At 67.9% G+C, this 21,760-nt stretch carries 13 protein-coding genes and 2 pseudogenes; 1 reads left to right on the top strand and 14 read right to left on the bottom strand.

The window, feature by feature from the left end:
* Positions 1–9: 9 nt before the first annotated feature.
* From M1K48_RS02420 to addA, 10 genes and pseudogenes are all read right to left on the bottom strand, one after another.
* A complete protein-coding gene (locus tag M1K48_RS02420) occupies positions 10–3,189 on the bottom strand; it encodes an efflux RND transporter permease subunit (RefSeq protein ID WP_249504295.1) in 3,180 nt (1,059 codons plus the stop codon).
* 51 nt (positions 3,190–3,240) lie between these two features.
* Entirely contained in the window at positions 3,241–4,518 is a 1,278-nt protein-coding gene (locus tag M1K48_RS02415) for an efflux RND transporter periplasmic adaptor subunit (RefSeq protein WP_406697024.1), read from the bottom strand.
* Entirely contained in the window at positions 4,515–4,943 is a 429-nt protein-coding gene (locus tag M1K48_RS02410) for a hypothetical protein (protein ID WP_249504293.1), read from the bottom strand. The genes M1K48_RS02415 and M1K48_RS02410 overlap by 4 nt, the downstream gene beginning before the upstream one ends.
* 286 nt (positions 4,944–5,229) lie before the next feature.
* Positions 5,230–5,829: a TetR/AcrR family transcriptional regulator gene (locus M1K48_RS02405; protein ID WP_249504292.1), complete on the bottom strand. Its 600-nt coding sequence runs from the start codon at positions 5,827–5,829 to the stop codon at positions 5,230–5,232.
* 60 nt (positions 5,830–5,889) lie between these two features.
* Positions 5,890–6,207, bottom strand: a pseudogene (locus M1K48_RS02400) (aldehyde dehydrogenase family protein); the annotation flags it as partial.
* Positions 6,203–6,637: pseudogene (locus M1K48_RS02395) on the bottom strand (TetR/AcrR family transcriptional regulator); the annotation flags it as partial. The pseudogenes M1K48_RS02395 and M1K48_RS02400, both read right to left, overlap by 5 nt.
* 48 nt (positions 6,638–6,685) lie before the next feature.
* On the bottom strand, positions 6,686–9,805 hold the full coding sequence (gene putA / locus M1K48_RS02390; protein WP_249504291.1) for a bifunctional proline dehydrogenase/L-glutamate gamma-semialdehyde dehydrogenase PutA: 3,120 nt from the start codon (positions 9,803–9,805) through the stop codon (positions 6,686–6,688).
* Between the two features lie 9 nt (positions 9,806–9,814).
* Positions 9,815–12,535, bottom strand: coding sequence for a preprotein translocase subunit SecA (gene secA, locus M1K48_RS02385; protein WP_249504290.1), 2,721 nt, complete (start codon positions 12,533–12,535; stop codon positions 9,815–9,817).
* A 131-nt stretch (positions 12,536–12,666) separates the two neighbouring features.
* Positions 12,667–12,984, bottom strand: a complete 318-nt coding sequence (gene trxA / locus M1K48_RS02380) for a thioredoxin TrxA (protein ID WP_249504289.1) — start codon at positions 12,982–12,984, stop codon at positions 12,667–12,669.
* Positions 12,985–13,010: 26 nt separating this feature from the next.
* Positions 13,011–16,403: a double-strand break repair helicase AddA gene (gene addA, locus M1K48_RS02375; RefSeq protein WP_249504288.1), complete on the bottom strand. Its 3,393-nt coding sequence runs from the start codon at positions 16,401–16,403 to the stop codon at positions 13,011–13,013.
* 79 nt (positions 16,404–16,482) lie between these two features.
* Between addA and M1K48_RS02370 the strand changes: the two genes are divergently transcribed.
* Entirely contained in the window at positions 16,483–16,629 is a 147-nt protein-coding gene (locus M1K48_RS02370) for a hypothetical protein (RefSeq protein WP_249504287.1), read from the top strand.
* Between the two features lie 16 nt (positions 16,630–16,645).
* On the opposite strand, the gene addB is transcribed toward M1K48_RS02370, so the two are convergent.
* The 4 genes from addB to tsaE are packed head-to-tail and all read right to left on the bottom strand — an operon-like array spanning position 16,646 to position 21,759.
* The gene (addB, locus tag M1K48_RS02365; RefSeq protein ID WP_249504286.1) at positions 16,646–19,576 is read right to left on the bottom strand and encodes a double-strand break repair protein AddB; all 2,931 of its coding nucleotides are present in this window, start codon (positions 19,574–19,576) and stop codon (positions 16,646–16,648) included.
* A complete protein-coding gene (locus M1K48_RS02360) occupies positions 19,563–20,327 on the bottom strand; it encodes a nucleotidyltransferase family protein (RefSeq protein WP_249504285.1) in 765 nt (254 codons plus the stop codon). Before M1K48_RS02360 ends, addB begins: the two co-directional genes overlap by 14 nt.
* Positions 20,324–21,313, bottom strand: a complete 990-nt coding sequence (locus M1K48_RS02355; protein ID WP_249505150.1) for an aminoglycoside phosphotransferase family protein — start codon at positions 21,311–21,313, stop codon at positions 20,324–20,326. The genes M1K48_RS02360 and M1K48_RS02355 overlap by 4 nt, the downstream gene beginning before the upstream one ends.
* Positions 21,310–21,759, bottom strand: a complete 450-nt coding sequence (gene tsaE, locus M1K48_RS02350; RefSeq protein WP_249504284.1) for a tRNA (adenosine(37)-N6)-threonylcarbamoyltransferase complex ATPase subunit type 1 TsaE — start codon at positions 21,757–21,759, stop codon at positions 21,310–21,312. The genes M1K48_RS02355 and tsaE overlap by 4 nt, the downstream gene beginning before the upstream one ends.
* Between the last annotated feature and the right edge of the window lies 1 nt (position 21,760).

Below are 21,760 nucleotides of genomic sequence, written 5' to 3'. Positions count from 1 at the left end.
GAAGTCTCCTTATTCCGCCGGTGCCGGAAGCGCGTCCGGAGCCGCACGGCGGGCGCGCAGCCGAGCGATACCGTCGGCAAGGCTGCGGCAGACGACGTAGAACGTGGGGGTGAAGATCAGGCCGAAGGCGGTGACGCCGATCATCCCGAAGAACACCGCGGTGCCGAGCGCCTGGCGAAGTTCCGCCCCTGCCCCTTCCGCGATCAACAACGGCAGCGAGCCGAGGATGAAGGCGAAGCTGGTCATCAGGATCGGCCGCAGGCGATCGCGCGCTGCCCGCACCGCGGCTTCGACCGGCGACATGCCGGAGGCTTCGTCCTGCTGGGCGAATTCGACGATCAGGATGGCGTTCTTGGCCGCAAGTGCGATCAACACCACCAGGCCGACCTGGGTCAGGACGTTATTGTCCATGCCGCGCAGGTTGACGCCCGCCATCGCCGCCAACAGGCACATGGGTACGATCAGGATGATCGACAGCGGCAGCACCAGGCTTTCGAACTGCGCTGCCAGCACCAGGAAGACGAACAGCACGGCCAGCGCGAAGACGAGCGTGGCGGTGCTTCCCGCAGCCTTCTCCTGATAGGCGATGCCGGTCCATTCGGTGCGGAAGCCCGCGGGCAGCTGCGCCGAGGCGATCTCCTCCATCGCCGCGAGCGACTGGCCCGAGGAATAGCCCGGGGCGGTGTCGCCATCGATCTCGACCGCCGGGAAGCCATTGTAGCGCGACACGCGATAGGGTCCGGTCTTGTCCTGGAATGTCGTGACCGAGCCGATCGGCACCATCGCGCCCGAATTGGAGCGGGCGCGCAGGTTGGCGATGTCGGACTCGCTGGCGCGGGCGTCGGCTTCGGCCTGCGCGGTCACGCGGTAGGTCCGCCCGAGCAGGTTGAAGTCGTTGACGAAGGCCGAGCCGAGATAGACCTGGAGCGCTTCGAAGATCCGTTCCGGGGGCACGCCCAGCATGTCGGCCTTGGCCCGATCGACGTCGGCGAATACCCGCGGGGTCGAGATGTCGAACAGGGTGTAGACCTGCTTCAGGCCAGGGGTCTGGTTGGCCTTGCCGATGATCCCCCACGACAGCCCGGACAGTTCGGCGAAGCTGTGCCCGCCGGTGTCCTGCACCATCATCCGGTAGCCGCCGGCCGAGCCGATGCCCTGGATCAGCGGCGGCGGGATGATCAGCAGCCGCGCTTCGTTGATGTCCGCCGTCTTCTTCTGCGCCTCGGCCATGATGCCCGCGAGGTCGACGCCGAGCTTCTTGCGTTCCTCGAAGGATTTGAGAGGCACGTAGGCGGCGGCGGCGTTCGGCGCCTGAGTCTGCGAGGCGCCGTCGAACCCGGCCAGCATGACCGCGCCTTCGACGCCCTTGATCGGCAGGATACGATCGGCAACCTTGCGCAGCACCTCGTCGGTCCGCTCGAGCGACGATCCAGGCGGCAACTGCACCACCGTCAGAAAGTAGCCTTGGTCCTGCGCCGGGATGAAGCCGGTCGGAGTGATCGAGAACAGACCGACGGTCAGGCCGATCAGCACCGCATAGGCGGCCATCATCCGCCTGGGCGCGGCGACAAGCCGGCGGGTCAGGCGCGAGTAGGACTCGCTGAACCGCTCGAACCAGCGATTGAAAGCATCGCCTGCCCGCTCGGCCATTGCCGCCAGGCGGTTCTTCGGCGGTTCATGCCCGTGCGGCTTCAGCAGCAGTGCGGCCATCGCCGGCGACAGGGTCAGCGACAACAGCAGCGAGATCAGCGTCGCGGCCGAGATGGTAACCGCGAACTGGTGGTAGAAGGCGCCCGACAGGCCATTGAGAAACAGCGTCGGCAGGAACACCGCACACAGCACCAGCACGATCGCGACCAGCGCCCCGGCCACTTCGTCCATCGAAGTGCGCGCGGCGTCGAGCGCCGACATTCCCTTGGCGAGATTGCGCTCGACATTCTCGACCACCACGATGGCGTCGTCGACCACGATGCCGATCGCCAGCACCAGCCCGAACAGCGACAGGTTGTTGAGCGAATAGCCGACCATCTGCAGCACCGCGAAGGTGCCGATCAGCGACACCGGAATGGCGACCACCGGGATCACCGCCGCGCGCCAGCGCTGGAGGAAGACGATGATCACGAGGACGACCAGCAGGATGGCTTCGAGAAGGGTCTTGCCGACCTCATCGATCGACTGGGCGATGAACTCGGTCGGGTTGTAGATGACCTTATATTCCAGGCCCTTGGGGAAGGACTTGGAGGCGTCCTCCATCTCCTTCTTGACTAGCTCGGCGGCGGCCAGCGCGTTGGAGCCGGGGCGCTGGAACACGCCCAGCAGCACGGTGGGTTCGCCCGACAGGTAGGTGTTGGATGCATAGTCGGCGGCGCCAAGCTCGACCCGCGCGACATCGGAGACGCGGACCTGGCGGCCGTCGGCATCGCTGCGGATGATGACGTTGGCGAACTGCTGCGGATCGGTTAGCCGGCCCTGCGCCTCGACGTTGAGCTGATAGGCGCCGCCGGTGGCATAAGGCGGCTGGCCGAGCGTGCCGGCGGCGACCTGGACGTTCTGGGCGCGCAGCGCGGCGACGATTTCGCCGGCGGTGAGGTTGAGCGCGGCGGCGCGATTGGGATCGATCCACACCCGCATCGCATAATCGCGGGCGCCGAACAGCTGCACGTCGCCCACCCCGTCGAGCCGCGACAGGCGGTCGCGGACCTGGGTCAGTGCGTAATTGGACATGTAGCCGCGATCGAGCGAGCGATCGGGCGAGACGAGGTTCACCACCATCAGGAAGTCGGGCGAGGTCTTGCGGGTGATGACGCCGAGGCGCTGCACTTCCTGCGGCAGGCGCGGCGTGGCGACCGCGACGCGGTTCTGCACCAGCACCTGCGCGGCGTTGAGGTCGGTCCCCTGCTTGAAGGTCACGGTGATGGTCAGGCGCCCGTCCCCGGTCGACTGCGACGACATGTAGAGCATGTTGTCGACGCCGTTGATCTCCTGCTCGATCGGCGCGGCGACGGTGTTCGACACGGTCTCGGCCGAGGCGCCGGGATAGCTGGCGTTGACCGTCACCGTGGGCGGCACGATTTCGGGATATTGCGACACCGGCAGGCCGAGGTAGGCGATGCCACCCATGACGGTGATCAGCACCGCGATAACCGCCGCGAAGATCGGGCGGGTGATAAAGAAGCGGCTCAAGCGCATGGCTGTTCTCCCCGCCCGGCGCGAGGCCGGGCGGTTGGGATAAGGGGTATCTTAGCGGGTCGCGAAGGTAGCGGTGCCGGAGACGGGTGCCGCCCGGGGCGCTTGCGCCGCGGGCGCCTGCGCCTTGATCGCGCCGGGCCGAACCTGAACCTTCATGCCGGGCATGGCGAGCTGCGCCCCGCTGATCACCACCCGGTCGCGGGGGTCGAGTCCGGAGCGGATCACCCGCAGACCATCGATCAGCGGACCGGTCACCACTGGCTTGGGCGCCAGGCTCCCGTCGCGGCCGACGACCGTCACGACCTTGCGGGCCTGGTCGGTCTGGACCGCTGAATCCGGAACCAGCAGCGCCGCCGTCGTGCCACCAGACGACAGTCGCAGGTTGCCGAACATGCCGGGGGTCAGGAACTGACGCCCGTTCTGCACCACCGCCCGCAAGCGGATCGTGCCCGAACGGGTATCGAGCCCATTGTCGGTGAAATCGAGCCGCCCTCGCCAGCGATAGTCGGTCTCATCCTGCAGGCGGACCTGGACCTCGCTCGGCGCCTTGCCATCTTCCTGCGCCCGCCGTGCCTTGAGGAACAGGGCTTCGGACGCGTCAAAGGTGAAGTACATCGGATCGAGCGAATTGATGGTGGTCAGCAAGGTCGCCTCGCCCCCGGCGGGACCGCCGGACACGAGGTTGCCGGCATCGATCCGCCGGTCCGAGATGCGCCCGCTGATCGGCGCCCGGACCTGGGTGAAGCCGACGTCGAGCTGGCGCGAGCGAACCCGCGCATCGGCCGCAGCCAGCGAGGCCTGCGCGGCCTGGACACGGGCACGAAGCCGATCGACGTCGCTGCGCGCGACGGCATCGACGTCGAGCAGGCGAAGTGCCCGCGACAGGTCGGCCTGGGCGAGGTTGAGCTCGCTGCGCGCGCCGCCGACGGCGGCCTGCGCCTCGGCCAAGGAGGCGGCGAACGGGCGCGGATCGATGGTGAACAGCAATTGGCCCTGGCGGACCACGGCGCCATCTTGGAAGTGCACCCCGACGATCGCGCCCGACACGCGCGGACGCACCTCGACCGAGCGGCTGGCTTCGAACCGGCCCGAATATTCGTCCCATTCCTCGACCTGCCGGACGAGCGGGGCGGCGGCGGTCACCACTGCGGGGGGCGGCGCGGCTTCGACCGCCCCTGAACCGGGGCGCCCGAAGGCAATGCCGGCGACCAGCGCGACGGGGACAAGGCCGAGCGCCACCTTCTGGCCTCGGGTCAGGCGAGACAGGCCGGCGGGCGGCGGAACGGGGGTTGCAGTGTCATTCATGGCTGGGTTCACCGGGGCATTCATCGGATGGATCCACGCTTGAGGGCGGGGTTGCGGCTCGCGGCGATGCTGGCTTGGACCAGTTCGTAATGATCGAGGGTGAAGCCCTCGGCGAGGAAGGCCTGAAGTTCGCTCTTCGGCACCTTCCAGCCCTGCCGCCAGACGAACACGGCCAGCCGGCGCAGAACCTCCAGCCGCGGGTTGGCGAGCTTGTTGGGGCGGTGGAGACCGAACAGGCTTTCCAGCGCGGCGGCGATGCGGCCGGGCTCGCGCAGGCTGGCAATGCTGTCGCGTTCGGCCAGTGCGACTATCGACCATTCAAGTACGGACAGGCGGGCCGCCGCTACAGCTGGCTGGGCCGCAGTTTCGACAGCGACGAGCCTGGGGCGGGGCAGCGGAACGATCTCGGCCTGTTCGGTCGGCCACGGAGTGATGGGAAGAGAGGCCATGGGTCGTTCCTTTCGAAGACGCGGCTCGTCGATCCGGAAAGCACGGGCTTCACGGTCGGCTGGAAATTGCGGATGAGCAGCGACCGTGGCTGCGACGCATGACGCGCGTCGGCCTGCAACCAAGCTGCGATAATCTGGAGTGGTCGGCGACCGCGCCTAGCGCGTATCGAAGACCGGTTTGGTGTGGAGTGCCACTCGAGCTTCCCTCTTTTCTATACTGACTGGTATATAAACAGGTTCAGCTCAGGTCAAGAGTTTCATACCGCCCGGTAGAAAACTTTTTCAGCTATTTTCCGGGCCACATCGCAAGGCTGGTGCGGACCAGTTCCTGAAGCTGCGCCTTGCTTGCGCCGCTGCCGGCCTGGACCGACATGCCCTGCAGGATGGCGAGGAGGTAATTGGTGATCCCCTCGACATCGGTATGCGGTGGCAGGTCGCCTTCGTCCTTGGCGCGCTGCATGCGCTCGATCAGCGCCGTCTGCGAGGAAGCCCGCCGGGCAATGAGGTCCGCACGGACCGACTCGGCCTCGGCGCCGCAGTTCATCGTGCTGATGACCCGCATGCAGCCGCGCGGTTCGCATTCGCTGGTCTGCATCTCGAGCGCACCGGTCAGCATCCGCTCGGCAACCTGGCGCGAGGTCGGCGCTGCGAGCGCTTCGCCCACGTAAGCAAGCTTCTCCTGCTCGTAGAGGTCGAGCGCCTTGCGGAACAGCGCTTCCTTGTTGCCGAACGCGGCATACAGGCTGGGACGTGTGATCCCCATCGCCTCGGTGAGATCGGTCAGCGAAGCGCCTTCATAGCCCTTGCTCCAGAACACGCGCAGCGCCGCCGCCAAAGCGTCGTCGACGTCGAACTCGCGCGGCCGGCCTTTGCAGACCCGAGGCATGAGACTTACCATATCGATCGGTATATAAGTCGATTTACTTGAATGTCCAATGGACTGCGCTCAATCGATCGCCGCCATCAGCGTCGCGTTGCCGCCCGCCGCGGTGGTGTCGATGCAGGTCACCCGCTCGGTCGCGAAGCGTGCGACATAGTGCGGCCCGCCGGCCTTTGGTCCGGTACCGCTCAGTCCCTCGCCTCCGAACGGCTGGCTTTCGACCACCGCGCCGATCTGGTTGCGATTGATGTAGAGGTTGCCGACGCAAGCCCGTTTGGCGACGTGCTCGGCCACCGTGTCGATCCGGCTTTGCAGGCCCAGGGTCAGGCCAAAGCCAGTGGCGTTGATCTGGTCGATGACCTTGTCGAGCTCGCCCGATTTCCATCAGCGCCGTCTGCGAGGAAGCCCGCCGGGCAATGAGGTCCGCACGGACCGACTCGGCCTCGGCGCCGCAGTTCATCGTGCTGATGACCCGCATGCAGCCGCGCGGTTCGCATTCGCTGGTCTGCATCTCGAGCGCACCGGTCAGCATCCGCTCGGCAACCTGGCGCGAGGTCGGCGCTGCGAGCGCTTCGCCCACGTAAGCAAGCTTCTCCTGCTCGTAGAGGTCGAGCGCCTTGCGGAACAGCGCTTCCTTGTTGCCGAACGCGGCATACAGGCTGGGACGTGTGATCCCCATCGCCTCGGTGAGATCGGTCAGCGAAGCGCCTTCATAGCCCTTGCTCCAGAACACGCGCAGCGCCGCCGCCAAAGCGTCGTCGACGTCGAACTCGCGCGGCCGGCCTTTGCAGACCCGAGGCATGAGACTTACCATATCGATCGGTATATAAGTCGATTTACTTGAATGTCCAATGGACTGCGCTCAATCGATCGCCGCCATCAGCGTCGCGTTGCCGCCCGCCGCGGTGGTGTCGATGCAGGTCACCCGCTCGGTCGCGAAGCGTGCGACATAGTGCGGCCCGCCGGCCTTTGGTCCGGTACCGCTCAGTCCCTCGCCTCCGAACGGCTGGCTTTCGACCACCGCGCCGATCTGGTTGCGATTGATGTAGAGGTTGCCGACGCAAGCCCGTTTGGCGACGTGCTCGGCCACCGTGTCGATCCGGCTTTGCAGGCCCAGGGTCAGGCCAAAGCCAGTGGCGTTGATCTGGTCGATGACCTTGTCGAGCTCGCCCGATTTCCAGCGGATGACGTGAAGGATCGGGCCGAAATGCTCGTCCTTTAGGCTGGCAAGGCTCGGCAGCTCGGCGATCACCGGCGCGACGAAGCTGCCGTTGCTGGCGGGCAGCGGAAGCTCGACGACGATCTGGCCGGCGGCACGCAGCTCGGCGATGTGCGCATCGAGCGAGGCCTTGGCGTCGGCGTCGATTACCGGGCCTACATCGGTGGTCGGCAACCGCGGGTCACCGATCGACAGCGCTTCCATCGCGCCGCGGATCATCGTCAGCATGGTGTCGGCGACATCGTCCTGCACGAACAGCACCCGCAGCGCCGAGCAACGCTGGCCGGCCGACTGGAAGGCCGAAGCGACGACGTCACGCGTGACCTGCTCGGGCAGCGCCGAGCTGTCGACGATCATCGCATTCTGCCCGCCGGTCTCTGCGATCAGCGGGATGATCGGCCCATTGCGTTCGGCTAGGCTGCGGTTGATCGCCCGGGCAACGGCGGTGGAGCCGGTGAAGGCGACGCCTGACGTCAGCCGATGCGCGACCAGCGCCGCGCCAACCTTGCCGTCGCCGAGCGCGAGGTGGACGACATCGGCGGGAATGCCGGCCTCGTGCATCAGCCGGATCGCAAGCGCGCCGATCAGCGGGGTCTGCTCGGCCGGCTTGGCGATCGCGGCATTGCCGGCGGCGAGCGCGGCGGCGACCGGGCCGGTGAAGATGGCGAGCGGGAAATTCCAAGGGCTGATGCAGGTCCACACCCCGCGACCGTGGTGCCGAAGCTCGTTCAGCTCCCCGGTTGGCCCGGGCAGCCGCACCGGTTGAGCCAGACGGCGCGCTTCGGCGGCGTAATAGCGCAGGAAGTCCACCGCCTCGCGGACCTCCAGCACGGCGTCGGGCAGCGCCTTGCCGGCCTCGCGAATGCACAGCGAATAGAATTCCTCGCGATGCTCCTCGAACAGGTCGGCAGCGCGGTCGAGCAGGCGCGCGCGTGCCTCCCCGCCCAATGCGTCCCACTCGCCCTGCGCCGCGGAAGCGCGAGCCAGCATGGCGTCGATCTCGGCGGCGGTGGTCTCGGTCACCTCACCCACGACGTGACCATGGTCGAAAGGCGCGCGGATCTGGCTGCGGGTGCCGCCCCCCTGCCCGGCCGACCAGGTTCGGCGCTCAAGCTCGGCCAGACGCCGCAACAGCGGCTCGCGCACAGCGATATCGGTAAGGTCGCATCCGGCGCTGTTGCGGCGCGCGGAGCCGAACATCTCGCCGGGCAAGGCGATCGCAGGATTGCGACGCGGCGACAGCGAAGCGAGCTGTACCACCGGATCGCAAATCAGTTCGTCGACCCCGATTTCGGCGTCGGCAATGCGATTGACGAACGAGGAATTGGCGCCGTTCTCGAGCAGTCGGCGGACGAGATAGGCGAGCAGCTCCTTGTGGCTGCCGACCGGCGCGTAGATTCGCACCGGCGTCTTCGGCGCCCCGAGCTCCCGCTCCAGCTTGGCCAGTCCCTCGAACAGCTCTTCGCCCATACCATGCAGGCGCTGGAACTCGAACGGCGTGGCGCCGGCCAGCGCTTTGATTGCGCCGATGGTAGTCGCGTTGTGGGTGGCGAAGGCGGGATAGATGCAGTCGGGCGCACCGAGCAAGACGTGAGCGCAGGCGAGATAGGAGACGTCGGTTGCGACTTTGCGGGTGAATACCGGATAGTCGTCATAGCCGCCGACCTGCGCGACCTTGATCTCGCTATCCCAGTAAGCGCCCTTAACCAGCCGGACCATCAGCTTGCGACGGTGGCTGCGGGCCAGCTCGACCACCAATTCCGCGACCGGCCGCGCGCGCTTGGCATAGGCCTGAAGCGCCATGCCGAGGCCGGTCCAGCCGTTCGCGAACAGCGCATCGTCAGCGACCAGCGCCTCGAGACAGTCCATTTGCAGTTCGAGCCGGTCGGACTCCTCCGCATCGATGGTGAGATGGACATTGGCGGCGCTGGCAGTGGCGGCAAGGTCGCGCAGGACTGGCAGGATGTAGGCCTTGGCCTCGTCGGCGTGGAGCGGTTCATAGCGCGGGTGAAGCGCCGACAGCTTGACCGAAATGCCGGGCGAGCGGACCACGCCCTCCCCCGCCTCGCGCGCGATACGGGCGATCGCGCCGCGATAAGCTTCGGCGTAGCGATCGGCGTCGGCCAGGGTGCGCGCCGCTTCGCCCAGCATGTCGAAACTGTGGCTGAGACCCCTCTTCCGCTCGGGCGCGGCGCGTTCCAATGCTTCGTCGATGGTGCGGCCGAACACGAACTGGCCGCCGAGGATCTTCATCGCCTGGCCGACCGCGGTGCGGATCACCGGTTCGCCGAGCCGCCCGACCGCGCGGCCCAGCGCCGCGCTCCAGGTGCCGCGCTTGTCGTAGCCGACATCGAGCACCTTGCCGGTCAGCAGCAGCGAGAAGGTCGCGGCATTGACGAACGGCGACGGGCTGTCGCCCAACTTCTCGGACCAGTCCGGGCCAGACAATTTGTCGCGGATCAGCTCATCGGCAGTGTGCGCGTCGGGAATGCGCAGCAGGGCCTCGGCCAGGCACATCAGCGCCACGCCCTCGTCCGAGCCCAAGTCATAAGCATGAAGGAAGGCGTCCAGCCCAGCCGGCTTGGCGCCGCGCACGTGGCCGACGAGATTACGCGCAATCGCATCGGCCTCGCGCGCAGCGGAGGGCGATAGCCGCGCCTGCTCCAGCCGCTCGGCCACGACCTGTTCCTCGTCGCGGCGGGTATCGCGGCGCACGGCCGCGCGGTCGAGAAGGGCATCGCGGACCGGTACGGCGATGTTCATCTCAAATCCTCAGGCCAGCTGCCCGTGGCAGTGCTTGAACTTCTTGCCCGAGCCGCACGGGCACGGGGCATTGCGGCTGATCGGCTCGGCCAGCGCGCCTTCCGGGAGGTCGGGCTGCGGGATGTTCGTACCCGGGCCAAAGCCACCGACCAGCCCACGTGCGGCGGCGTCGAGATCGGCGGTGTCGTCCAGCCCCGATAGCGGGTCGAGATGCTGCGTCAGGAACGCCGGCAGCTCGGGCAGCGGCGGCGGCTCCATCGCGATCTGCGCGCGCATCAAGGTCTTGGTGACGTCCTCGCGGATCGCGACCAACAGCCGTTCGAACAGCAGGAAGGCCTCCGACTTATATTCGTCGATCGGTTTCTTCTGCGCGTAGGACCGGAGGTGGATGACCTGGCGCAGCGCGTCGAGCGTCGCCAGATGCTCCTTCCAGTGATGGTCGAGGGTCTGGATGAGGACGGTCTTCTCGACCTCCTGCCAGCGCTCGGGCTCGACCTCGCTGGTCTTGGCGATCATCACCTCGTCGGCCTGGCCGCCGATGCGCTCGATCATCAGCTCTTGGTCGACGCCGTCTTCCTTGAACCATTCCTCGATCGGCGGCTGGAGGCCGAGCACGGCGTCCAGGCTTTCCTTGAGGCCGTCGAGGTCCCACTGTTCGGGATAAGTGCCCGGCGGGCAATGGGCGTTGACCAGCGCTGCGACCGTGTCGGCGCGCATGTCGGTCACCACGTCGGACACGTGGGCCGCATCCATGATCTCGGCGCGCTGCTCGTAGATCACCTTGCGCTGGTCGTTCATCACGTCGTCGAATTCGACGACCTGCTTGCGGATGTCGTAGTTGCGGGCCTCGACCTTCTTCTGGGCGGTCTCGATCGCCTTGGAGATCCACGGCGAGACGATCGCCTCGCCATCTTCAAGGTTCTTCTCCATCAGCCGGGCGAAGGTGGTCTGCTGGCCGAAGATGCGCAGCAGGTCGTCGTCGAGGCTGAGGTAGAAGCGGCTGAGGCCCGGATCGCCCTGGCGCCCCGAACGGCCGCGCAGCTGGTTGTCGATGCGGCGGCTCTCGTGCCGCTCGGTGCCCAGCACGAACAAACCGCCGACCTCGCGCACCTTCTCACGCTCGGCCTGCACTTCTTCGCGGATCTTCGCTTCGGCGGCATCGCGCTCCGGACCGGCCGGCATGTCCCTGAGCTCGTCCTCGAACCGGAACTCGACGTTGCCGCCAAGCTGGATGTCGGTGCCGCGGCCGGCCATGTTGGTGGCGATGGTCACCTTCCCGAGGCGGCCGGCCTGGGCGACGATATGCGCTTCGCTTTCGTGGAAGCGGGCGTTCAGCACGGCGTGCTCGACGCCTTCCTTGTGCAGATATTCGCTTAGGAGTTCGGACTTTTCGATCGACACGGTGCCGACCAGTACCGGCTGGCCAAGCTCCTGCTTTTCCTTCAACGACTTGGCAATGGCGGCGAACTTGTCGTTAATATTCTTGTAGAATTCGTCCTCCTCGTCGACCCTGCTGACGGCCTTGTGGGTCGGGATAGTGACGACGTTCATGCGGTAGATGTCGTAGAATTCGGGCGCCTCGGTCAGCGCAGTGCCGGTCATGCCCGACAGCTTGGGGTACATGCGAAAATAGTTCTGGAAGGTGATGGAGGCGAGCGTCTGGTTCTCCGGCTCGATCTGCACGCCTTCCTTGGCCTCGACCGCCTGGTGGAGCCCGTCCGACCAGCGCCGTCCGTCCATCATCCGGCCGGTGAACTCATCGATGATGATGACCTTGCCGTCCTTGACGATGTAATCGATGTCGCGGCGGAACATGGTGTTCGCCTTCAGCGCCTGATTGAGGTGGTGCACCACCTGCGTGTTGGCGATGTCGTAAAGGTTGGCGCCTTCGATAAGGCCGGCTTCTTCGAGCAGGCGCTCGGCCTTTTCGGTGCCCTCCTCAGTCAGGACGACGCTGCGCTGCTTTTCGTCCTTCTCATAATCGCCCTCGCCCAGCTGCTTCACCAGCGCGTCGACCTTGATATACAGGTCGCTCTTGTCATCGGTCGGACCCGAGATGATCAGCGGGGTGCGGGCTTCGTCGATCAGGATCGAGTCCACCTCGTCGACGATGGCATGGGCGAACGGCCGCTGGACCATCTGGTCGCGGCTGTATTTCATGTTGTCGCGAAGATAGTCGAAGCCGAGCTCGTTGTTGGTCGCGTAGGTGATGTCGGCCTCGTAGGCCGCGCGACGCTCTTCCTCGCCGAGGTTGGGGACGATCACGCCGACCGTCAGGCCGAGGAAATTGTGGACCTGACCCATCCACTCGGCATCGCGGCGAGCGAGGTAGTCGTTGACCGTGACGACGTGGACGCCCTTGCCCGGCAGCGCGTTGAGATAGGTAGCCAGCGTCGCGACCAGCGTCTTGCCCTCGCCGGTGCGCATTTCGGCGATCTCGCCGCGGTGCAGCGCGATGCCGCCGATCATCTGCACGTCATAGTGCCGCTGGCCGAGGGTCCGCTTGGCCGCCTCGCGCACCGTCGCAAAGGCTTCGGGCAGCAGGTCGTCGAGCTTGGTCCCATTCTCCAGCCGCTGGCGGAAGATCACCGTCTGGTTGGCCAGCTCCTCGTCGGTCAGCGCTGAGATGCTCGGCTCGTGCGCGTTGATCGCGTCGACGATCCGCCGCAGCTTGGCGATATAACGGTCGTTGCTCGAGCCGAAGAGCGACTTGGCGAACGATTGCAGCATGAGACTTCCTTAAGGGCGCAGGGCAAGGGCAGACGCGCCCGCGCACGAGCGTTTTCGAGTGCCGGGCGATGTAGGTTCGGGGTGCGCCCTAGTCAATTAGACAGGGCGCACCGCCCCGCACCGCAAAGGGACTAGAGGACGCCTTCCAGCCACGCCGCCAGCTGGCTCTTGGGCAGGGCGCCGACCTTCTGCGCGACCGGCTCGCCATTCTTGAACAGGAGCATGGTCGGGATGCCGCGCACGCCATACTTGCCTGGCGTGTCCGGATTTTCGTCAATGTTGAGCTTGGCGATGGTGACCTTGTCGCCCATCGTCTGGCTGAGCTCTTCCAAGGCGGGGGCGATCATCTTGCACGGACCGCACCATTCCGCCCAGAAATCCACCAGCACGGGCTTGTCGGCGCCAAGGACGTCGGTGGCAAAGCTCTGGTCGGTGATGGTCTGGGTCATGTCGGGAAAAGCTCCTGATTCGGGTTTCAGCCCATATGGGTAACGGCCGCCAACTCCTCAAGCTGGACCGCAAGCATCCGCGGCGCCTCGGTATAGAGAAGTGCCAGATCGATACGGTGACGGGGGAAGATCACCTGCAATGCCTGGCCGTATGCACGCATCTGCCGAAGGTGCCCGGCGGGGATGGCGCTCTCGGATCGCGGAACCTGCCGGCCGGTCTTGAAGTCGACCACTCGCACGACCGTGTCGGTGACCAGCAGGCGATCCACCGTCCCGGCGACCACCGTTCCGTCCGCCAGCGTGGCGGCGACCGGCGCCTCGGCCAGCGCGGCGGCGGAGAACAGCTCGGCATGTTCGGGTGCTTCGATGATCGCCAGTGCCGCATCGACCAGCCGTGCACGCTCCGCCATGTCCAGCATCCCGCCCGCCTGCTTCAACCACTCCAGCGCACCGCGACGGCGCTCCTCGGGCGCGGTGGCGGGCAGGCGTTCGAACAAGGCGTGAAGCAGGCGCCCACGCTCGGCGGCCGCGGCCAGCTCGGGGGTCGGCGGCGGGCGGCTGTCGGTGTCCGCCGTCGCCTGCGACGGCGCGAGTGGGCGAGGCGGCCGCGCTTCGGCCGGGGCCGCCAGTCGGGCCCAGGCCGGGACGGAAATCCTTTCGGCGGCGGGCGGCGCTTGCTCGGCTGAACTCACCGCACCCTCGCCCGACGCATGGCGCAGGATGCCGCTGGCGTCAGGTGCGATCCCCTGCCCGACCATCGCTTCGGACACCACGCTGTGCCAGCTATCGGCTGAAATGCGCTTCTTGGCAGGCTTGAGCCCGGCGACGACCAGCCGCTCCCCGGCCCGGGTCAACGCGACGTAGAGCAAGCGGAAATGCTCCTTGCGGTCGCGCTCCTTTTCGCCCGCCTGCACCGCGTCGAAAGGCGGGACGAGTTCGTCCTTGCGGGGGCGGATGATGGGGAAGCGCCCGCGTTCGCCCGGGATATCGAGGATCGGGCTGTTGCCGCCCAATTCGTCAGGGTTGGCAGTCGCGTCGGCAAGGATCACCAGCGGCGCTTCGAGGCCCTTAGCTCCGTGCACCGTCATGATCCTGACGGCATCGCCGCGGCCTTCGGGATCGCGCTTCACTTCCAGCTCGCCGTGCGACAGCCAGCCGAGGAACTGTTGAAGCGTGACAGGCTCCCCGCCCTCGAACTGAATGGCGGCAGCGACCAGCTCGTTGATTGGATCGCGCGCCTGCCGTCCGAGCCGGGTCAGCAGCTTGCGGCGGCCGTCCATCGGTCCCGACAAGATCGTCTCAAGGAACACGTGCGGCCCGGTGAAGCCGGCGATCCCGAGGAGGTCGCCAAGCGCGTCGCGGGCAGCACGGAAGTCGGGCCGCTCGTCGGCGCGATGGCCAAGTTCTTCCCACAGGCGCCGCCGCCGCTCGCGCCCGGCGAGATCGTAAAGCTGTTCCTGGCTCCAGCCAATCAACGGCGAAACGAGCAGATTCGCGAGGTTGAGGTCGTCGAGCGGCTGCACCGCAAAGCGGACGGCGGCCAGCAGGTCCTGGACCGCCAGCGGTTCGGACAGGACCAGACGGTCGAGGCCGGCGGTGCGGACCTTGCGCTCGAACAGCCTCGCGACCAGCAACGGAGCGAGGTTGGCGCGGCTGCGAACAAGGACGAGGATGTCGCCGGGTCCGAGAGGGCGCCCGGTCGAAGCCAGTATGGGCGCGCGATCGATCTCGGCCTTGATCCAGTCGGCGAGCTGGCTGGCATAGCGGCGGCGGGCCTCGTCCTCCCACTTCTCCTCCCCGTCGTCGCCCGCATCGGGATCGACATGCTCGAACGGCGGCCAGACCTCGACCTCCCCGGCGCGCCCCGAGTGGAAGCTGAGGTGCGGCGGTGCCGGCTCGGGCAGCCCGATCCGGTCGTGGGACAGGGTCGCCAGGACCATGTCGACGACGTCGAGCACCGCCTGCGCCGAGCGGAAGCTGCGGCTGATCGACAGCATCCGAAAGGGCAAAGCCCCGCCAAGAGCGGCATCGCGGAAGTAGCTACGGGCCTTTTCGAACTCGGCCGGGTCGGTGCCCTGGAAGCCGTAGATCGCCTGCTTGAAGTCACCGACCATGAACAGTGTACGATGGTCGGGCCCGGCCCCCTGCCCGCTCCAATATTCCTCGGTCAGCGCCTTGACGATCGCCCACTGGCTTTCGTTGGTATCCTGCGCTTCGTCGACCAGCAGGTGATCGGTGCGGCGGTCGAGCTTGAACCGGATCCAGTCGGCGATCCCCTCCTGAGCGAGGAGGTTGCGCGACCAGCGGATCAGGTCGTCGAAATCCGCTACCCCCTCGGCGCGCTTGGCTGCCGCATAGGCATCGGCGAAGCGCTTGCCTGCGCGCAAGCCGGCGGCGAGCAGCGGCGCCAGCCGGTCGGCCTGCTTGAGGAAGAGCAACTGAGCGACCTGTTCGCCCAGGGCGATGCACTCCGAATTGTCGTCGCCGAGATGCTTGTAGACGCCCTTGATATCCTTGCGGGGTTGGCCGTCCGCCGTGAAGACTAGGCGCAGGACCCTCGGCAGCAGCTCGCAGCGCTCCTTCGCCGACGCCGCGAGGAAGGTGTCGAGGAGATCGGCTCCGGGAATGCCCGTCTTCTCGGTGCCCCATTGCCGGAACGCATGCGCGATCCGCTCGACCAGCGCGCAATCGAAGCGCCCGTCGTCGCAGCTCTCCACCACATGCGCTTCGATGTCGCCTTCGGGTAGGCCCATCATCCGCCGCAGGACGCCCTCGATCTCCTCCAGCCGGTCAAACCGGGCCATACCCTCCACCGATCCGGCGCAGCGCCGGAGGTAGCTACGCACGTCACCTTCGCCGAGGCGCGAGGCGAGGGTCTCAAGATCGGCGAGGAAGGCGCGGTCGCCGGCATCCGACTGTTCGGCCAGCGTCGCCAGCGTCCGCTCGACCAGCGCTTCCTCTTCACGCCCTTCGATCGGACGAAAACCGGGCGTGATGCCCGCTTCAGCCGGAAAGGCGGCGAGCAGGGTCTGGCAGAAACTGTGTATGGTCTGGATCCGCAGGCCGCCGGGGCAGTCGAGCACGGTCGCGAACAATTGCCGCGCCCGGGCCCGCATCGCCTCCGACGGGGTGACGCCGAGCGCCTGTAGCTCGGCGCCGAGGGCGGCGTCGTCGAGCCCGATCCAATAGGCAAGCCGACCGCCGACCCGCTCCGCCATTTCGGCCGCCGCGGCCTTGGTGAAGGTCAGGCATAGGATCGACTCGGGCGAGGCATTCTCGAGCAGCAGGCGGAGCACCCGCGCGGTCAGCACCTGGGTCTTGCCGGTGCCGGCGCTGGCCGACAACGAAGCGTGGATGAACGGGTCGGCCGCCGCGGCCTGGTCGGTGTCGAGCGGCTTCAGGGCGGTGGGACGCGACATTGCCCGCCGTCATAACGCTTCCGCTCGGCCACGCCATGCGTTTATGAGGCGCGCGAACACCCCCTAGGAGGAGCAACACGTGGCGGACGAAAGCAACAAGCCGGGCGGCGACGGCAAGGACGGCGAGAACCGCAATTTCAAAGCGGGGATCGCGGTGGGTGTCGGCTCCGCCGCGCTGGTCGCCGCGCTGCTCTATGCCCGCTCGGGCAAAGCCAAGAAGAAGTAATTGCCGGCGGGGCGGGCTAGCTCCGCCCCAGCCATTCCTCCAGCCGCATCAATTGGTCATAGTCTCCATAGCGGGCGAAGCGCGGCTGGAGCTTGGCGTGGAACGGCTCGTCGCCGGTCAGCCACCGCGCCGCCGCCTCGCTAAAGTGGCGCCGCGCTTCCTCCAAGATAAGGTCGGCCGGGCCGATCTCCTCGACAAACCCGCGCCGGTCGCTGCGGTCCTGTTTGGCGAGCGACCAATATTCGAACAAGGCGGGCCGGGCCATCAGATCACCGAAGCCACCCTTCTCCGCGATCAGCCCGAGCAGCCCCAGCTGCAGCGCGAAGCCCGCCTCGACCTGATTGTTCGCCGGCGGCTTGCCGGTCTTGAAGTCGAGAATGGCGAGCAGCCCGTTACCCGGCAACCGGTCGATCCGGTCGGCCCGCCCGATCAGCTGCACCCCCGCCACCTCGGCCTTGCCCTCGACTTCGGCGCCGATCGGACGGCGGCCCTTGGCCTGCTTCTCGGCTTCTTCTACGGCCAATGTGCCGATCGCTTCCATCAGGCGCGGCCCCCACAGAGCGCGCATCAGCGGGTGGATGTCGTTCCCGGCGAGCAATGCGCGTGCCCGCGGAAGCAGCCGGGCCGGTGCACACTGGTCCTCCTCGAACCATTGTTCGAACAGGGCGTGGACGATGGTCCCCTTCCACGCCGCATCCTGCTCCGCGCCCAGATCGTCGAGCGGGCGGAGGCCAAGCATCGTCTTGGCGTAGAAGGAGAAAGGATCGGCCTTGAGGCGGTCGAGGTCGGTGACCCGGATCCGCTTGGGCCGCTCGGCCCGGGGCGGTGACGGACGCGGGCGGAGCGCCGGCTGCTCGCGCTCGGGATCGTCGAGCGCCACCGCCAGCGCCTCCAGCCGGTCGTCGCGCGGCAGCCCGCCGGTGAGGGCCTCGAGCCGCAGCAGCAGCCGCGAACTGACCGTCGGCGACCGCCCGTCGCGCCGGGCGCGGGTCAGCAGCACCTCCTCCGCGCACAGCAGGCCGGCGAAGTCGTGGGCGGACAGCCCGATGCGGATTTCAGGTCCCGGCAGTTTCAACTGCCGCCGCACCGTCACCGGGAGCCACGGGTCGGGGCTGGGCGGAGCGGGCCAGCTTCCCTCATTGAGGCCGGCCAGGATCATCAGGTCGGTCTTGATAAGCCGCGCCTCGATCAGGCCGAGGATGCGCACCCGCGGATGCTGGCCATAAGGTGGGCGGATCGCCACCCCGTCGAGGAGGGAGCGCAGCAGCGGCACCGCGTCATTGGTGGTAATGGGCAGCGCGGCGGTCGCTGGTGAGGCTTCGAGCGCGGCCAGCAGGTCGGCCGCGGCACGCCCGGCCGGCCCGCTCCATGCCCCCTCGCCCGCCAGCATCTCCACGCCGTGGCGCAACCCTGCAGCGAGCCCGGCAAGGGTCAGCGCACCGTCCAGTAACGGCTCGATCCTTGCCACCACCGGCTCGAGCCGCTGCCAGACTTCCGGTAGTGTTCTCGCAGCGCTGCGCTTGTCCTCGATTTTCTGCTCGACCAGCCGCTGCAACCCGTCGAGCCCCGGCAACGGCCGCGGTCCGCGCAGCGCGAGGTCGAGCGCGCGGACGTCGTCGAGCCACTCACGCCGGCCTTCGCCAGCCCGCACCAGGGGATGGCCGAGCAGCGCCAGCAGCGGCACCGGCGCCAGCCGGTCGGCCGCCGCCGCCGCGAGTGCCAGCAGCAGGCTTCCGGGCGCCAGCAGCGACAGCGGGGTGCCCGCACTGTCGTCGGCCTCGATCCCCCACCGGCGAAGGTGCGCCCCGACCCGCCGCGCGAGCTGGCGATCGGGCGTGACCAGCGCGGCCGTCCGCCCCTCGGTTTCCAGCGCTTCCCGCAGCGCCAGCGCGATCGCCTGCGCCTCGGACGCCGGGTCGGGCAGGATCGCGAGCCGCACCGATCCGAGCGAGCGTTCCCCCGGAGCAAGCCTGCTCCACCCTTGGCTGAACGACGCCGCGGTCAGTGCATGGGCAGCCGCCCGGCTGCGCTGGGGGCCGTCGGGCGCGGCACTTGCCGAGGGCCACGATCGCACGCTCGCACGATCGACCCGCATCCGGCGGAGCAGCAGCTTCAGGTGATATTGCGGGTGGGTCGGTTCGGGCCGGCCATCCTCCGGCTCTTCGCCCCCCAGCGCCTCCCATTGCTCCTCGTCAAGCAAGGCGTCGTCGGTAAGCGCCGGCAGCACCACGCTTCCGTCCGGCATGTGCGCAACGACGCGGAGGAGTTCGGCTACCGCAGGCGCGGAAGTGGTGATGCCCGCCGCGACGGTGAAGCCGGGCGGCGGAATCGCCTGCCAGCGCCGCGCCGTCGCGCGCAGCAGCAGATTGCGGCGCTCGACCAGGTCGATACGCCCGGCCCTCCGCTGCCGTTCGGGCCAGCGCGTCAGCACCACCGACAACGTCTCCAGCGCGCGCTTCTGGTGGATCGCCAACTCTCCCCCTTCGTCGAGCCTGGCGAGCAGATCGGCGGGGGTGATGCCCTCCACCAGCAACTGGTCGAGCGTGCGGGCAAGATCGCCGGACAGCCGCCACGCCTCTGCCGTGCCGAGGCTTCGCCCGGCCTGCAGCATGGCGGCAAGCTCTGCCTGGCGGGTCAGCGGGTCGACCGCGGGCGCGACGCTCGGCCCTTCCAGCGTCTCGAACGCGCCGCCGATACGCTCGTCGAGCGACGGGTCGCCGATCGGGATCAGTCGCGGCAACAACAGGCCGGCCCCGCTCGCCCGGACGAATGCCTCGGTCACGGTGCGCACCGCCCGGGCATTGGGAAGCAGCACCCTGCCGCGCGCCAACGCCAGCGGATCGCCCCCGTGGCGGCGGATCAATTCAAGCGCGAGGGCGTCGGCGAAGCTGGCTTCGGCGGGTATCGACCAAAGGCTTGGGCCGGGCCGCGGCTCACTCGCGGGCAAGCGCTTCCTCGGTTGCCGAAATGGCGCCGGGCGTTCCGACGTCGAACCACAGTCCCTGGTGGACGACCCCGAAGCAGCGGCCTTCCTCGATCGCCCGGTCCCACAGGATGTTGGTGGAAAACGGCCCCTCGGGCGCTCCGTCGAGCAGGCGCTGGGCCATGATCTGGATGCCGGTGTAGACGAATGGCGCGACCCGGCCCGGCGCGCGGCGGCGTAGGCGACCGGCGGAATCCATGTGGAAATCGCCGCTGCCGCCATGATTGCCGGCCCGCGCCTGGGGCACCAACAGCAGCAGCGCGTCCATTCGCTCGCTGTCCCAGTGGCTGGCCAGCAGCTTCAGCGTGTCGCTCGGCCCGTCGACCCAGAAATTGTCGCTGTTGACTGCGAGGAACGGATCGCAATCGATCAGCGGCCGCGCCCGGACCAGCCCGCCGCCGGTCTCGAGCAATTGCTCGCGTTCGTCGCTGATCGCGACCTCGAGGTCCTTGCACCGCGCCTTGAGGTGCGCCTCGAGATTGTCGGCCAGATAGTGGACGTTGACCACCACCCGCTCGACCCCGGACGCACGGAGGCGATCGAGGACGTGATCGAGCAGCGCCTTGCCGGCGACCTCGACCAGCGGCTTGGGCCGGGTCGCGGTCAGCGGTCGCATCCGCTTGCCCAGACCCGCCGCCATGACCATCGCGCAGCGCGGGACGGTGGCGCTGATGTCCGGGCGGATGCGCAGGGTGCGGTGGATGGTGGCGGTCATTCGGCGTCGCTCCAGGCGGCGGCCCGTGCCTCGGGCGGGACGTTGCGGTCGAACCATTCGCGCACCGGCGCCAGGTGCGGGGCGGCGAGGTCCCGCTCGAGCAGTCCCCACATCCGCGGCTGGAAGCGGCGGTAGCCGGGCTTTCCGTCGCGCTTCCACAACCGGCAGAACACCCCGAGGATGCGGGTGTTGCGCTGCGCTGCCAGCGCCCAGTAAGCGCGGCGGAAGGTCTCGCCCTTCTCGCTCGATGCGGCATAGCGGTCGAGCATCGCCCCTTCGACCGACGGCGACACGTCTCGCCGCGCATCCTCGAGGATGGAAGCGAGGTCGTAGGCCGGGTGTCCGGCCAGCGCGTCCTGGAAGTCAAGCAGGCCGAGGTGAGCATGCCCCTCGCGGCCACTGACCAGCATGATATTCTCGGCATGGAAGTCGCGCAGCACGGTGACCGGCCCAAGCCCGTCGTCGGCCACCGGCGCCAGCACCTCGCGCCAAGCGGCGAGGTAGGAGGGGCGATCGACCTCGATACCGACCGCCGGCGCATACCAGTCCGGAAACAGCTCGAGCTCGGCCAGCCATTCGGCGAGGCCGTGCGGCGGCAGGCCCGGCATCGGCGGGTGCCGGTGGAGGTCGGCCAGCAGGTCAGTGGCGGCGCCGTACAGTCGCAGTTCCTCGTCCGGCGCCTCGTCCAGCGTTTCGCGCAGGCGGACGTCACCGAAGTCGGCCAGCAGCAGCAACCCCTGGTTGAGGTCGCGGGCCAGGATGTCGGGCGCGCTGAAGCCGTGGCCGACCAGCCATTCGGCAACCGCTATGAACGGCCGGGGATCCTCGTGCGGGGGCGGCGCATCCATCAGCACGGCGGCGCCATGGTCCGGATGGAGGACCCTGAAATAGCGGCGAAAGCTGGCGTCGCCAGCCAGCGGCTCGACCCGGGCGCCCTCCCAGCCGGCTTCGGCCAGGAAGCGATTGCAGGAGGCGGGCGGAATCATGTGGGGTTTTGCGGCGGTGGCCATCGGCCTTCCCATGACTTCGGCACGTCCCAAGTCAAGGCGCGTCGGCCATCGGGAAGCGGTTGCAGGCTGAGCCGAAGCGCATGTGGCCAGGCCGCCTCACCCGCGCGCTCGGGCCATTCGACCAGCAACGCGCCATCGAGCAGTTGGTCGTCGAGCCCCAGTTCCTCCAGCTCTGCCGGATCCTCGATCCGGTACAGGTCGGCATGGGCGATCGGCAGGCGGATCGCGTCATAGGGTTGGACGATGGCAAAGGTCGGCGAGGGCACTTCGCCTTCATGGCCAAGCGCTGCGAGCACGCCCCGTACAAGCGTCGTCTTGCCGGCGCCGAGCGGCCCCGACAGCATCACCACATCGCCTGCTTGCAACACGCCTGCCAACGCCGCACCGGCCTGCGCCATGGCCGGCTCGTCGAGCTGCCACATC

Source organism: Sphingomonas glaciei (genome assembly GCF_023380025.1).
In the GTDB taxonomy this organism is placed as follows: domain Bacteria; phylum Pseudomonadota; class Alphaproteobacteria; order Sphingomonadales; family Sphingomonadaceae; genus Sphingomicrobium; species Sphingomicrobium glaciei.
Note: the sequence above shows the minus strand (reverse complement) of the source record. Positions and strands in the feature narration are given on the sequence as shown.